Origin of the sequence: Pseudomonas sp. TKO26 (assembly GCF_003225665.1) — a bacterium.
Classification (GTDB): Bacteria; Pseudomonadota; Gammaproteobacteria; order Pseudomonadales; family Pseudomonadaceae; genus Aquipseudomonas; species Aquipseudomonas saponiphila.
The window spans coordinates 106377-120117 of sequence record NZ_QKLN01000013.1 but is presented as its reverse complement, the minus strand read 5'-3'; the positions used below and the strand labels follow the sequence as shown (position 1 = coordinate 120117).

The window sequence follows — 13741 nt, the reverse complement described above, 5'->3', positions numbered from 1 at the left end:
TCCGGGGCTCGCCCGGGCGCCGCATGGGCCGTTCAATCGGGCTCCAGGGCCTCCAGCAGGTCGCCGTCGAGCCCGAGCATGGCCTGTTCCAGGCGGGCCAAGGCCGCCTGGATCTGATCGGCATCGGCGCCTTCGAGGCAGGCCTTTTCCAGGTACTCGCATTCATCGATCAGGGCCTGGGCCTTGATGATCCGCGCCGCGCCATGGATGCGATGGGCCAGCTCGGCCACCCCTTTGCGCTCGGCACTGGCGAGCAGTTCGCGGATCTGTTTCAGGTCCTGGCGGTTGCTCTGCTGCACGCCCTTGAGCACTCGCTGGATGGAGGCCGGATTGCCGCCGGTGAGGTGGTCCAGTTGCTGGATGTCGAAACGCCGGCTGGTGCTTTTCAGCTGGGTGCGTGGCAGCGCCTGCAGCTGGCGCAGGCGGCGATCCAGCTCGGGCAGGGCGATGGGCTTGAAGATACAGCCGTTCATGCCGGAGTCCAGGCAGCGTTGCTGTTCTTCGGGTTGGACATTGGCGGTGAAGCCGAAGATCTGCACCGGCGGGCGTCCCTGGATCTGCTCGGTGAGGCGAATCTGCCGGGTCAGTTCGTAGCCGTTCAGCACCGGCATGTTGCAGTCGGTGATCACCACATCGAAGGTTTCCCGCAGCCACAGCTTGTAGGCCTCGGCGCCGTTCTGTGCCTGGCTCAGCGAGTAGTCGAGAAAGCGCAGTTGCTCGCAGAGCAGTTGGCGGTTGGCCTGGCTGTCGTCCACCACCAGGATGTGCAGCGCGGCCCTGGCGGCCAGCGGCTGGGCGTCCTGTGGCACCGGCGGCGGTGAGTCCGGCAGGGGGTCGAGTCGGCTCAGCTGCAGCTGGACCCGGGCCAGGGTGCCGACCCCGGGCTGGCTTTGCAGGCTCAACTGGCCGCCCATCATTTCGCACAGGGTGCGGCAGATCACCAGCCCCAGCCCGGTGCCCGAGCGGGCGTTCTGATGTTGTCCGGGAACCTGGCTGAAGGGCTGGAACAGCAGTTGCTGGTCTTCGGGGTCGATGCCGATGCCGGTGTCCCGGACCGTCAGTTGCAGGGGCAGGGTCTGCGGGTCGTCGCGTTCGGCCTGCAGGCGCACCTGCACGGTGCCGCGTTCGGTGAACTTGATGGCGTTGCTCAGCAGGTTCGAGAGGATCTGCTTGAAGCGCAGCGGATCCACCAGCACGTCGCCGCTGGCGCTGCTGTCCAGGTCCAGTTCCAGGCGCAGGCCCTTCTGCCGGGCCAGGCCATCGAAGACCCGGAACACCGACTCCGCCAGCTCCCGCAGATTGGCCCGCTCGGGGCTCAGGCTCAGGTGCCCGCTTTCGATCCGGGCGATGTCCAGGATGTCGCCGATCAGTTCCAGCAGGCCCAGGGCCGAGCTGTAGGCCACCTCGATCGAAGGGCGGTCGAGCTGACCCTGGTCGGCGCGCTTGAGGGCCAGTTCGAGCATGCCGATCACCGCGCTCATGGGGGTGCGGATTTCGTGGCTCATGGTGGCCAGGAAGGTGGTCTTGGCCCGGTTGGCCTTGTCGGCGTCGTTCTTGGCCTGGGTCAGTTCATTCAACAGTTGCTGGCGCTCGCTGATGTCCAGCCAGCCGCCGATGATGCCGAGGATTTCGCCCTGGGCATCGCGGTAGGGCAGCATCCAGTGGTAGATCTGCACCTGCTGGCCGCGGATGTGCACCGTGCGGTCGATCAGCAGCGGCGGGCCGCCGTCGAGGATGCTCTGGAAGTCGGTGGCGAACAGCCCGGCCTCGGGCACCGCCAGCTGTTCGAGGTTGCTGCCCAGCACGCTCTGGCGATCGGTGCCCATGGTCTTGAGGTAGCTGTCGTTGCAGATCACCAGGCGCCGCTCGCGGTCGCGCACGTAGATCGGGTTGGGCGTGCCGTTGATCAGCGCGTCCATGAAGCGCAACTGGTCGTTGAGGGCATGCTCGGCCCGTTCGCGCTGGCTGACCTGGCGGCGCATGGCGTAGCCCCAGGCCAGGGCAATCAGCAGCAGCACCAGCGACGCGGCCCCGGCCAGGTACAGGGTGGTGCGGTAGTCGCGCCAGGAGGGGGGCGCGACCGCCGACTTGGAGCGCCAGCGGTTGTTGAGTTCGGTGATGGCGTCCGGAGAAATGCTGCGCAGGGACTTGTCGATGATGCTGAACAGTTCCAGCTGGTCGCGGCGCACCGCAAAGGACTCGTTGAGCAAGGGCAGGTTGAGGGCCGAACGGACCTTGAGCTGGTCTTCCTTGATGCGCGGCAGGTTGAAGCTGACGGCGATTTCCGCCTGCACGGCGGCGTCGGCCTTGTGGTCGCGAAGCAGGGACAGGGCTTCGAAGTTGGTCTGCACTTCCTTGACGCGGATCTGTGGATAGCGCTGGCGCAGCTGGGCCACCAGGGAGTGACCGCTGCCGATCAGCAGGGTCTTGCCCGCCATGTCCTCCAGGCTTTTCGGCGCATCGGCGGCGTCGCGGGTGATCAGCATGTAGGGCCCGACCAGGTAGGGGCGGGTGAACAGCAGGTAGGCTTCGCGCTCGGTATTGCGGGCCCGATCGGCGGCCATCTGCACCCGGCCATCGCGCAGGGCATCGTTGAGGTCCTTGAAGCTGGGCAGCGGGGTGATTTCGAAGGTCAGCCCGGTCTTGGTCTCCAGCATTGCCAGCAGGTCGGCGGTAATCCCCAGGTAATTGCCGTCGGCGTCGAAGTAGGACAACGGCGGCAGGTAGCGGTGAATGCCGATGCGCACCACCGGGTTCCTTTCGATCCAGCGCTGTTCCTCGGGGGTGAGGCTGGTTTTTTCCATGCTCAGCAGCAGGCGGTCGCCCCAGCGATTGCGGATGCTGATGTCCTGCTCCTTGTGGATCGCGCGCAGGGCGGTGTCGAGCAAGTACTGCAGTTGCCGATTGTCCGGGGTCACCGCGAAGGCAAAGCCGGAGATGCTGGCCGGGCCGCTGTAGATGATCCGCAGGTAGTCGCTGTAGTTGCGCGAGATCAGGAACTGCGCCGAGACGGCGTCGCTGAGCAGCACGTCGGCATCGCCGAAGGCCACGGCGGCCATGGCCGCATCCGCGCTGGCGTAGGTGTCGATGCGCGCCAGGGGGTACATGGCCTGGGCCACGGGCAGGCTGATGGTGTCCTGGGAGATGGCCAGGCGCTGTCCCTGCAAGCCGCCTTTGAGCGAGGGCGAGTCCCCCAGGCGGGCGACCAGGGTCGGGCGATTGACCAGATAGCTCTGGCTGAGCAGCAGTTGCCGGTGCCGGGCCTCGCCCTGGGTGACGCTGCCCATCAAGTCGATCTCGCCCCTGGTCAGGGCATTGAACACCTGCTCGCGGGTGTCGTAGGCCCGGATGCTGATCTTCACCCCCAGCGCGTCGGCCAGCAGGCCGATGTAGTCGGCGGTAACGCCTTCGTACTCCTTGGCTTCGTTGACCATTTCCAGCGGCGGCAGGTTTTGCTGCGCGGTGCCCAGCACCAGTTCGCGCTTGTTGCGCAGCCATTGCCAGTCATCCGTGGTCAGGGGCAGTTGGTGGTGATGGGGGGATTCATAATTGAGCAACTGCAACAGGGGAGGGGCGTCGCTCATGGCCGGCAGGCAGGCCAGTGACAACAGCATGGACAGGATAAAACGAAGCATCGGGGCTCCAGATCGGGGAACGGCACGAGGGGAGTCGAAGAGCAATGCGACAGGCTGGGTTGTCTGTCGGACAAGGGCGGAACGCCAATGCTGGAAATAAATATAGATCAAGGGACGGCGCCAAACGCGGCTATTTTCCCGGGTTGCGGGGGACCGGGCAAGGCCGCTGGTACGGGCGGACCGAAGGTCTGGTCGGTGCCTTGACCGGCTTGCGCTTAGCGATACGCTTGTTGCTATCCGCATGTTTGCCGTAAAGAGGCTGCCGGGGGCCCGAAGCGCTGCCGGCTGCCGCACCATCGGCAACTCCTCGGCCGTCGCCGCTGAATCTGGAGCCGCGCTTGAATACCCTGAAGATATTGGTTCTGGAAGATCATCCGGTGCAGCAGTTGCTGGTCCTGGAGCAATTGCAGCGCCTGGGGGTGGTGGCCCCCCTGGCGGCGTTCGACGGCGCCGCTGCCCTGGAGCTGTTGCGCGCACGCGGCGCGGCGGACATCGTTCTCTGCGACCTGCAGATGGCCGGCATGGACGGCCTGGAGTTCCTGCGCCGAGCCAGCGAGGAGCAGTTGGTGCGGGCGGTGATTCTCTACAGCCTGATCGAGCCCGACCTGCGGCGCGCGGTGTTGCAGATGATCAGCCTGCAAGGGCTGATCGTCCTGGGGGATGTGGGCAAGCCGGCGGAACTGGAGGCCCTGCAGGCGATGCTCGAATGCTATCAACAGCACCACCACCTGCCGCCCGCGCCGCCGCCCCGGCACTTCGACCCGGTGAATCGCGAGGAACTGCTGCGGGGCGTGGAGCAGGGGCAGTTCGTGTCCTACTACCAACCCAAGTTCGACCTGCAACAGGCCACCTGCAGTGGCGCCGAGGTGCTGGTGCGCTGGCTCCATCCGCAGCGTGGCGTGCTGGCGCCAGCGGCCTTTCTCGCAGAGCTTGAGGCCGAAGGCCTGCTGGACCGGGTGTTTCATCAGCAGCTCGACCAGGGCATGGCCTTGCAGCGCCGGTTGCTGGATCAGGGCGAGGAACTGGAGCTGGCGTTCAACCTGATGCCCCGGCAGCTGGCCTGCAGCGACATCGTCGGGGATATCCGCCAGGCCATCGAACGGCATCAGGTGCCGCCGCACTTGCTCAGTTTCGAAATCACCGAGGTCGGCCTGGTGCAAGCGCCGGCCATCAGCCTGGAGAACCTGGTGCGTCTGCGCATGATGAAGTGCAACCTGGCCATCGACGACTTTGGCGCCGGCTATTCCTCCTTGCAGCGCCTGTGCGAGTTGCCGTTCAACCAGATCAAGCTCGACGCGCATTTCGTCCGCGAGCTGCTGCGCCAGCCGCGTTGTCGCGCGGTGGTGGGGGCCTCCCTGGCGTTGGCCAGCAGCCTGGAAATGTGCCTGGTGGTGGAAGGGGTGGAAACCCAGCTCGAACGGCGCCTGCTGCTGGACATGGGCTGCGTGCTGGGCCAGGGCTACTGGTATGCCCGGCCGATGGCGGAAACCGAGTTGCTGGCCTGGCCGCGCCGGGCGCCGGTGCCGTTGTCGCAGCAGACGCCCTGAGGGCCACCGGCTGGGGCCTGGGCAAGCGGCGCTGGACGCGGATGGCCATTGGGTTGAAGCTGTCGGTCCCTTGATTCCGGCAGGTTCTTGCATGCTTATCGTCTTCAGCGGATTGCCGGGCTCCGGCAAGACCACTATCGCCCGGACCCTGGTGCCGCACCTGGGCGCCACCTACCTGCGCATCGACAGCATCGAGCAGGGCTTGCGCGACGCCGGCCTGTCCGAGGTGGGCAAGGGCGGCTACCAGATCGCCCTGCAACTGGCGAAGGCCAATCTGGCCCTGGGTAACAGCGTGCTGGCGGACTGCGTCAATCCGCTGGCCGAAAGCCGTCTAGCCTGGCGTCAGCTGGCGGACGGGCTGGGCGTCGGGCTGCTGGATATCGAAGTGTTCTGTGGCGATCCGCTGGAGCATCGGCGGCGGGTCGAAACCCGGCAGCTGGATGTGCCGGGCCTGCAAGCGCCCGATTGGCAGTCGGTGCAAAACCACGAGTATCAGGCCTGGGCTTCGCCGCCCTTGCGCCTGGACAGTGCGCGACTGTCGCCGGAGCAGGCCGTGGCGGTGATTCTGGCCAACTTGCCGGCGCGCTCCTGAGGCCCGTTTGCGCCGCGGTGATTTTTATCTGTGAACCTCTTTGGTGCAGCTACAGTCATTGCTCAGAGGGGCGCTGCTGGCCGCCGTGAGCAGGACCGGATGAAAAACTCCCGATAACGGGGCAAAAAATTCCGCTGTCGGGATTTCTGCACCGATTCTGCCCGTATTCGGCGCCCCAGGCGCCGCCCGAGCGCGCTTGAACAGGTTCAAGGCTGGCCTGCTCAGGCCAGGCGCGTCTCTTTTTTGAAAATAAATGTCGCATTGAGGGTGTTTATTGCCCAAGGCAGCGCTTTGGCCGCGGTTTGCGCATTTGCGGCATAGCGATTGCTACCGCTGTCTCATCAGGGCGGCAGGAGCCGTCCCGACACAGCACTCAGGAGGTGTTTTACAGGGGCAGGGAGCGAGGATCTCTGCCAGGGCAAAGCCGGGTTAGGTACACACAGGGTTCAGATAAAAAGCCGTTTGCATCACGGCAAGGAGTTGGCTATGTCCCGCGCTTTTTTCGATGAAATGTACGCTGCCAGCGGCACGTGTCGACCCCATTACGCAGCGTTCGCCCGTTGGCTGGCGGACACCCCCCTGGAGCTTCTGGACCAGCGGCGGCGCGAGGCCGATCTGTTGTTCCATCGCGCCGGCATCACCTTCACCCTGTACGGCGACGAGCAGGGCACCGAGCGCCTGATTCCCTTCGACATCATTCCCCGCAGCATCAAGGCCAGCGAGTGGCGCAGCGTGGAGCGCGGCTGCGTGCAGCGGGTCCAGGCGCTGAACCTGTTCCTGGCGGACATCTATCACGGCCAGCGGATCATCAAGGAGGGCATCATCCCAGCCGAACAGGTGCTGGCCAACGAGGGCTATCAGGTGGCCATGCAGGGCCTGGACCTGCACCGCGGCATCTACGCCCATATCGCCGGGGTCGACCTGGTGCGCGACGGCGACGGCAGCTACTACGTGCTGGAAGACAACCTGCGCACCCCCAGCGGCGTCAGCTACATGCTCGAAGACCGCAAGATGATGATGCGCCTGTTCCCCGAGCTGTTCGCCGCCCAGCGCATCGCGCCCATCGACCATTACCCCAACCTGCTGCTCGAAACCCTGAAAAGCGCCAGCCCCCTGGACAATCCCACGGTGGTGGTGCTGACCCCGGGACGCTTCAACAGCGCCTATTTCGAACATGCGTTCCTGGCCCGGGAGATGGGCGTGGAGCTGGTGGAAGGGGCCGACCTGTTCGTGCGTGACGACCGGGTGTTCATGCGCACCACGGCCGGGGCCCAGGCGGTGGATGTGATCTATCGCCGGCTAGACGATGCCTTTCTCGATCCGCTGTCGTTCAACCCCGATTCCATGCTCGGCGTGCCCGGGCTGATCGCCGCCTACCGCTGCGGCAATGTGGTGCTGGCCAACGCCGTGGGCACCGGGGTCGCCGATGACAAGTCGATCTACCCCTACGTCGACGAAATGATCCGCTTCTACCTGAGCGAGGAGCCGATCCTCAAGAACGTGCCCACCTGGCAATGCCGCAATCCCGCTGAGCTGTCCCATGTGCTGGCCAACCTGCCGGATCTGGTGGTCAAGGAGACCCAGGGTTCCGGCGGCTACGGCATGCTGGTGGGCCCGGCGGCCACCGCGGCCCAGATCGAGGAGTTCCGCGCTCGGCTCAAGGCCCGTCCCGAGGCGTACATCGCCCAGCCGACCCTGTCGCTGTCCACCTGTCCGACCTTCGTCGAAAACGGTATCGCGCCGCGGCACATCGACCTGCGGCCGTTCGTCCTGTCCGGTCGGGAAACCCGCCTGGTGCCCGGCGGCCTGACCCGTGTCGCCCTGCGCGAGGGCTCGCTGGTGGTGAATTCGTCCCAGGGCGGCGGCACCAAAGACACCTGGGTAGTGGAGGACTGAACCATGCTTTCAAGAACCGCTGCGGACCTGTACTGGATGTCCCGCTACCTGGAGCGTGCCGAGAACCTGGCGCGCATGCTCGAAGTCAGTTACTCGCTGTCGCTGATGCCCCAGGCCGGGCGCGGCGACGGCCATGCGGAACTGTCCATGTCGCTGCTCGCCGCCGGCACCCTGGACGACTACAACCAGCGCTACGGCGAGCTCAACAGCGAGCGCATGCTGCACTTCTTCGCCCTCGACGACACCAATCCCGGCAGCATCTACTGCTGCCTGCGGGCGGCGCGCAGCAATGCCCACGCGGTGCGCGGACGGATCACCGCCGACATGTGGGAGAACATCAACGCCACCTGGCTGGAGATGCGCAACATCGCCGCCAACGGCCTGGGGCGCTACGGCATCAGCCAGTTCTGCGATTGGGTCAAGGAGCGTTCGCACCTGTTCCGCGGCGCCACCGTCGGCACCATCATGCGCAACGAAGCCTATCGCTTCATTCGCCTGGGAACCTTCATCGAGCGCGCCGACAACACCCTGCGCCTGTTGGACGCGCGCTACGAAATGTTCGGCGAGGAGTCCGAGGAGGTCAGCGACGATTCGGCCCGGGGCTACTACCAGTGGAGCGCCTTGCTCCGCGCCTTGTCGTCCTTCGAGGCGTTCAACGAGATCTACCGTAATGCCCCGGGGGCCGAGCAGGTGTCCGAGCTGTTGCTGCTGCGCGCCGATGTGCCGCGCTCCCTGCTGGCCTGTGTCGAGGAGCTGGACCAGCTCCTGGCCACCTTGCCGGGGGACAACGGCCGCCCGGCCCAGCGCCTGGCCGCTGAACTCAACGCGCGCCTGCGCTACACCGGGATCGACGAGATTCTCCACTCCGGCCTGCACCAGTGGCTGACCGATTGCATCGGGCAGATCCGCCACCTGGGGCAGACCGTGCACGAATCCTATCTGGAGGTGCTATGAAACTGTCCATTCGCCACGACACGACCTACAGCTACGCCGACGAAGTCTGCACCAGCATCCAGTTCCTGCGCCTGACGCCCCAGGACAGCCAGCGCCAGCAGATCCTCCAGTGGCAGCTGGAGCTGCCACGCCGGGTTCGTGCCCAGCGCGACCCCTACGGCAACATCCTGCACGTCATGACCCTCGACGAGCCCCATGGCGCGATCATTCTCACCGCCTTCGGCGAAGTGCGGATCGACGAGAGCCGCGAGGTGGAAGGCGACAGCCAGTCGCCGCTGCCGTTCCTGCGCACCAGCCGCTTGAGCGCGGCCGACGCGGCCCTCTGTGAGTTTGCCCGTCGGCACTGCGGCGAAAGCCGCGACCGCGCCGCGCTCACCGAGCTGATGCAGGCCCTGGCCGAGCACATGCCCTACAGCCCCGGCGCCACCGGCGTCGGCAGCACCGCGGCCGAGGCCTTTGCCGGCGGCGCCGGGGTCTGCCAGGACCATACCCACGCGTTCCTGGCCTGTGCCCGCAGCCTGGGGATTCCGGCGCGCTATGTATCCGGCTACCTGTGCACCGAGGACGCCAGCCATCTGGCCAGTCATGCCTGGGCCGAAGCCTGGCTCGACGACGGCTGGTACAGCTTCGACGTGACCAACTGCCTGACTCGTCCCGAGCGCCACCTGAAACTGGCGGTGGGCCTGGATTACCTGGATGCCTGTCCGGTGCGCGGCATGCGGCGTGGGGGAGGGGCGGAGCAGATGCTGGCCCGGGTCCAGGTCAGCTCGATGGTGCAGGTGCAGCACCAGTAGTGGCTGTTGCCCGCATCGAGCCGGCACCGCGCGGGATAGCCTTCTTGCAGGTGCCGCTGGAGCGAGGCTTGGGTCATTGTCAGTTGATGTTATAAAGTAACGGCCGCTTGCCGCTCCCCCCGATCGGCGCCGTTTCTTTGAACCTCAGGTGGTGATGGCTTTTCCATGAGTTCCTTGTCCCATACTTTCGTCCGCCCGGGCTCCCGGCTGCCGAGCATCGATGCCCTGCGCGGGCTGGTCATGCTGTTGATGCTTCTGGACCATGTCCGCGAAACCTTCTTCCTGCACCGGCAGGTCAGCGACCCCATGGACATCGCCAGTACCGAGCCCGGGCTGTTTTTCAGCCGCACCCTGGCCCACCTGTGCGCGCCGGTCTTTGTGCTGCTGACCGGGCTCTCGGCCAGCCTGTTCGCCGACAAGCACGGCCATCGGGCCGAGGCCAGCGCCTTTCTGTTCAAGCGCGGGCTGTTCCTGGTGCTGCTGGAACTGACCCTGGTGAACTTCGCCTGGACCGGGCAGTTCCCGCCGAGCGTGATCTACCTGCAGGTGATTTGGGTCATCGGCCTGAGCATGCTGGCGCTGGCGGCGCTGCTGTGGTTACCTCGCGCCGTGCTGCTGGGCCTGAGCCTGCTGCTGATTGGCGGGCACAACCTGCTCGACAGCGTGCATTTCGCCGCCGGTGAGGCGCTGCATGTGCCTTGGGCGATCCTGCATGACCGGGGCTGGATCGAATTCGGCGATGCCTTGCGCCTGCGCACCTCCTATCCGTTGCTGCCGTGGATCGGGGTGATCGGCCTGGGCTATGGGCTGGGGCCCTGGTTCAGCGCCGGGGCCGATGTCGGCCAGCGCCAGCGGCGACTGTTGTGGGCGGGGCTGGCGGCACTGGCGGGGTTTGTCCTGCTGCGCCTGCTCAATGGATACGGCGAGCGGCCCTGGGTCAGTGGCGACAGTGGCCTGCAAACGCTGATGAGCTTCTTCAACATCACCAAGTATCCGCCTTCGCTGCTGTTCATCGCCCTGACCCTGGGGCTGGGACTGCTGGTGCTGCGCGCCCTGGAGCGGCGCCAGGAGCGGCGCTGGGTCGCGCTGCTGGGGGTGTTTGGCGGCGCGCCGATGTTCTTCTACCTGCTGCACCTGTATGTGCTCAAGGGCCTGTACCTGCTGGCGGTGGCGCTGCTGGGGCGCAACCAGGGGGCCTATTTCGGCTTCGACTCACTGGGCTGGCTGTGGCTGATCACGCTGCTGCTGGCGGTGCTGCTGTTGCCGCCGGTGCGGGCCTTTGCCCGGCTCAAGGCGCGGCGTCGCGACCTGGGTTGGCTGAAGTACTTCTGAGGCATCGTTCGCCGGCCGGTTTCCCGCAGGAACCGGCTGGCCGACCAGCGCATTCCCCGATCGCGGTCAGGGCCGCGCCGCGCGAATGGCCGCGCGGATTTCTTCCTGCAACTGGCGAGCCCCGCTGCAGGCCGGGTCCACAGCGCCGAAGGTGCAGGATTTGTCCAGCACCTTCAGCGCCAGATCGACGTCGGGTGCTACGCCGATGCCGCGGCTGAGGTGAAAACCGTACATGGTGCAGGCCCAGGGATCGTCCAGCTCGCAGGCCTTGTTGAATGTCTGTACCGCGCAGTGCCGGGCGGCCTGGCTGTCGGTATCAGCGGCCAGCATGCCGGCGGCGTGGTTGGTGCAGCCGGAAACCAGTCCCAGGCTGCAGGCGCGCTGGTACAGCGGTTCATAGCCTGCGGCCGGGCCGTTGGCCTGTTGCAGGCTGGTGGCCAGCCAGTAGCAGTCGTTGCCATCGCCGGCTTCGCAACGCTGCAGGCAGGCCCCCCATTGCTCCGCGATTGTGCAGCGGTTGGCCTGCAACTTCAGCGAGGCGTTGCCGGACGTGATCAGCTCGCTGGGGCACTGTCTGGCCTGGGCTTGCCAGTCCTGTCGGGCCTGGACCTTGGCGGACAGCTCCTCGATCAGGGCCTGGCCGCCGGGCGCGGCGCCGAACGCAAAGGTCGACAGCAGTGCGGCGCCCAGCAGATAGAAACGGTAGAAGCGATGCATGGACGGGGTCCTTTCCAGGGGCAATGAGCGGGGGCGTATCTTAGGGGCTTTCAGGTCTGGCTGCTCGCGGCCGGCGTGCTGTGCCGAGAGTTTTTTTCAATCTCTACCTGCCGGGTGTCTTGTGGTCCCGGGGTTGTACTCTGTACTGTATATAAAAACAGTATCAGGGCCTTGCCATGCAATTGATCGACAAGCTGAGCATCCTCGCCGACGCCGCCAAGTACGACGCCTCCTGCGCCAGCAGCGGCGCGCCCAAGCGCAGCTCGCAAGGCAAGAGCGGGCTGGGTTCGAGCAATGGCATGGGCATCTGCCACAGCTATACGCCGGACGGGCGCTGCGTCTCGCTGCTCAAGGTGCTGCTGACCAACTTCTGCCTGTATGACTGCCAGTACTGCGTCAACCGCCGCTCCAGCGATGTGCCCCGGGCGCGCTTCAGCCCTGAGGAAGTCGTGCGCCTGACCCTGGATTTCTACCGGCGCAATTGCGTTAGCGGGCTGTTCCTCAGCTCCGGGATCATCCGCTCGGCGGACTACACCATGGAGCAACTGGTGCGGGTGGCCCGGTTGCTGCGCGAGGAGCACGAGTTTCGCGGCTACATCCACCTCAAGACCATCCCCGACGCCGACCCGCTGCTGATCGAGCAAGCCGGGCGCTATGCCGATCGCCTCAGCGTCAATGTCGAGTTGCCCACCGACCAGGGCCTCAAGACCCTGGCCCCGGAAAAGCACCTGGGCTCGATCAAGCAGGCCATGCGCACCATCTATACCGGCGAGCAGACCGTGCTCAACGAACCCCGGGCCCCGCGTTTCGCCCCGGCGGGGCAGAGCACCCAGATGATCGTCGGCGCCGACGACACCGATGACAGCACGATTCTCCACAGCGCCGAGGCGCTGTACGGCAATTTCCGCCTGCGCCGGGTCTATTACTCGGCGTTCAGCCCGATCCCCAACAGCCCGAAAAGCGTGCCCCTGGCCGCGCCGCCGCTGATGCGCGAGCACCGCCTGTATCAGGCCGACTTCCTGCTGCGCGGCTATGGCTTCAGCGCCAACGAGCTGCTGCGCGGGCCGGGGCACCTGGCCCTGGATATCGACCCCAAGCTGGCCTGGGCCCTGGACAACCGCAGCCTGTTCCCCCTGGACCTGAACCGCGCCGAGCCGGCGCTGATCTCGCGCATTCCGGGGATCGGCCTGCGCACCACCCAGCGCCTGGTGGAGCTGCGCCGCGAGCGGCGCATCCGTTTCGAGGACCTGGCGCGCATGCGCTGCGTGCTGAGCAAGGCCAAGCCGTTTTTCATCACCAGCGACTATCACCCGCAGCAGGCGGAAACCAGCAGCGCGCTGCTCTATCAGCAACTGCGGGACCGGCCGCAACCGCAGCAGATGGGGCTCTGGGGATGATCAGCCTGGACTGCGACGACCTGTTCGACACCTGGCGCCAGCAGGCGCGCTGGCTGCTCAGTCATTCCATCGACCCGAGCCGGGTCAGCTGGGCCGGGACGCGGGAGGCCGACCTGTTCGCCAGCGACGAGAGCTACCCGGAACAGCCCGGGCCATTTCGCGCGCGCATTCCCCAGGCTTTGCTGGAGCTGTTGCAGCGAGCCGCCTGCTATCGCGGCGAGCAGCGCTGGAGCCTGCTCTACGAGGTGCTGTGGCGGGTCAGCCATGGCGACCGCACCGCCATGCTCAGCGGCGATCAACTGGGCAGCGAGTTGCAGCGGCGGATCAAGCAGGTGGACCGCGAGGCCCATCACCTGCATGCCTTCGTGCGTTTCGTCAGGCTGCCCGAGGGCCGCTCGCGCCTGGCCGAGCAACCCGAATATGTGGCCTGGCATGACCCGGCCCACGACATCCTGGCCCAGGCCAGCCGGCACTTCATCGGGCGCATGGGGCGCCACCGCTGGATGATCGCCACGCCGCGGGACGGGGTGTACTTCGACGGCGAGCAGCTGCACCACCAGCGCCGGTGCCCCAGTGCCTGGCAGCAACTGGCCCAGGCCGGCGACGACCCTGGGGGCGAGCTGTGGCTGGCCTATTACAGCCACATCTTCAACCCTGCGCGGCTCAACCCCAGGGTCATGCAGGGGCATTTGCCGACCCGCTTCTGGAAGCACCTGCCGGAGGGGCCGCTGATTCCGGCGCTGATCAGCGAAGCGCGCCACGGCAAGCAGCGCGATGGCCAGGCCAGCCAGGTGGCGGCGCGGCCGGGCAAGCGGATCGGCTAGCCGCCGCAACCTGTTTTCAGCCACTGCTGGCGGCGACACCGCCGGGTCGGCAG

At 66.3% G+C, this 13741-nt stretch carries 10 protein-coding genes; 8 read left to right on the top strand and 2 right to left on the bottom strand.

The window, feature by feature from the left end:
• Window positions 1-32: 32 nt before the first annotated feature.
• Window positions 33-3635 (bottom strand): transporter substrate-binding domain-containing protein, encoded by a 3603-nt coding sequence (locus DNK59_RS19160; RefSeq protein ID WP_110724202.1) that lies wholly within the window; start codon window positions 3633-3635, stop codon window positions 33-35.
• A 338-nt stretch (window positions 3636-3973) separates the two neighbouring features.
• Between DNK59_RS19160 and DNK59_RS19155 the strand changes: the two genes are divergently transcribed.
• From DNK59_RS19155 to DNK59_RS19130, 6 genes are all read left to right on the top strand, one after another.
• The gene (locus DNK59_RS19155; protein ID WP_110724201.1) at window positions 3974-5182 is read left to right on the top strand and encodes an EAL domain-containing protein; all 1209 of its coding nucleotides are present in this window, start codon (window positions 3974-3976) and stop codon (window positions 5180-5182) included.
• Between the two features lie 91 nt (window positions 5183-5273).
• Window positions 5274-5774 carry an AAA family ATPase gene (locus DNK59_RS19150; protein WP_110724200.1) on the top strand — a complete coding sequence of 167 codons (501 nt, stop codon included), beginning with the start codon at window positions 5274-5276 and terminating at the stop codon, window positions 5772-5774.
• A gap of 486 nt (window positions 5775-6260) precedes the next feature.
• Window positions 6261-7670 (top strand): circularly permuted type 2 ATP-grasp protein, encoded by a 1410-nt coding sequence (locus DNK59_RS19145; RefSeq protein WP_110724199.1) that lies wholly within the window; start codon window positions 6261-6263, stop codon window positions 7668-7670.
• A 3-nt stretch (window positions 7671-7673) separates the two neighbouring features.
• Window positions 7674-8624, top strand: a complete 951-nt coding sequence (locus tag DNK59_RS19140; protein ID WP_092315479.1) for an alpha-E domain-containing protein — start codon at window positions 7674-7676, stop codon at window positions 8622-8624.
• Entirely contained in the window at window positions 8621-9418 is a 798-nt protein-coding gene (locus tag DNK59_RS19135; RefSeq protein WP_110724198.1) for a transglutaminase family protein, read from the top strand. The genes DNK59_RS19140 and DNK59_RS19135 overlap by 4 nt, the downstream gene beginning before the upstream one ends.
• 165 nt (window positions 9419-9583) lie before the next feature.
• Window positions 9584-10750, top strand: coding sequence for a DUF1624 domain-containing protein (locus DNK59_RS19130; RefSeq protein ID WP_110724197.1), 1167 nt, complete (start codon window positions 9584-9586; stop codon window positions 10748-10750).
• Window positions 10751-10816: 66 nt separating this feature from the next.
• Here DNK59_RS19130 and DNK59_RS19125 read toward each other — a convergent pair whose 3' ends face one another.
• Window positions 10817-11467, bottom strand: a complete 651-nt coding sequence (locus DNK59_RS19125; protein WP_110724196.1) for a sel1 repeat family protein — start codon at window positions 11465-11467, stop codon at window positions 10817-10819.
• A gap of 176 nt (window positions 11468-11643) precedes the next feature.
• On the opposite strand from DNK59_RS19125, the gene DNK59_RS19120 reads away from it, so the two are divergent.
• Window positions 11644-12864 carry a putative DNA modification/repair radical SAM protein gene (locus DNK59_RS19120; protein WP_110724195.1) on the top strand — a complete coding sequence of 407 codons (1221 nt, stop codon included), beginning with the start codon at window positions 11644-11646 and terminating at the stop codon, window positions 12862-12864.
• Window positions 12861-13688, top strand: coding sequence for a TIGR03915 family putative DNA repair protein (locus tag DNK59_RS19115; RefSeq protein WP_110724194.1), 828 nt, complete (start codon window positions 12861-12863; stop codon window positions 13686-13688). The genes DNK59_RS19120 and DNK59_RS19115 overlap by 4 nt, the downstream gene beginning before the upstream one ends.
• Window positions 13689-13741: the final 53 nt, after the last annotated feature.

Excerpts from the sequence above, each read along its gene's own strand:
- DNK59_RS19160 (WP_110724202.1), bottom strand. The coding sequence starts at position 3,635 with ATGCTTCGTTTTATCCTGTCCATGCTGTTGTCACTGGCCTGCCTGCCG.
- DNK59_RS19150 (WP_110724200.1), top strand. The coding sequence starts at position 5,274 with ATGCTTATCGTCTTCAGCGGATTGCCGGGCTCCGGCAAGACCACTATC.
- DNK59_RS19145 (WP_110724199.1), top strand. The coding sequence starts at position 6,261 with ATGTCCCGCGCTTTTTTCGATGAAATGTACGCTGCCAGCGGCACGTGT.
- DNK59_RS19140 (WP_092315479.1), top strand. The coding sequence starts at position 7,674 with ATGCTTTCAAGAACCGCTGCGGACCTGTACTGGATGTCCCGCTACCTG.
- DNK59_RS19135 (WP_110724198.1), top strand. The coding sequence starts at position 8,621 with ATGAAACTGTCCATTCGCCACGACACGACCTACAGCTACGCCGACGAA.
- DNK59_RS19130 (WP_110724197.1), top strand. The coding sequence starts at position 9,584 with ATGAGTTCCTTGTCCCATACTTTCGTCCGCCCGGGCTCCCGGCTGCCG.
- DNK59_RS19125 (WP_110724196.1), bottom strand. The coding sequence starts at position 11,467 with ATGCATCGCTTCTACCGTTTCTATCTGCTGGGCGCCGCACTGCTGTCG.
- DNK59_RS19120 (WP_110724195.1), top strand. The coding sequence starts at position 11,644 with ATGCAATTGATCGACAAGCTGAGCATCCTCGCCGACGCCGCCAAGTAC.
- DNK59_RS19115 (WP_110724194.1), top strand. The coding sequence starts at position 12,861 with ATGATCAGCCTGGACTGCGACGACCTGTTCGACACCTGGCGCCAGCAG.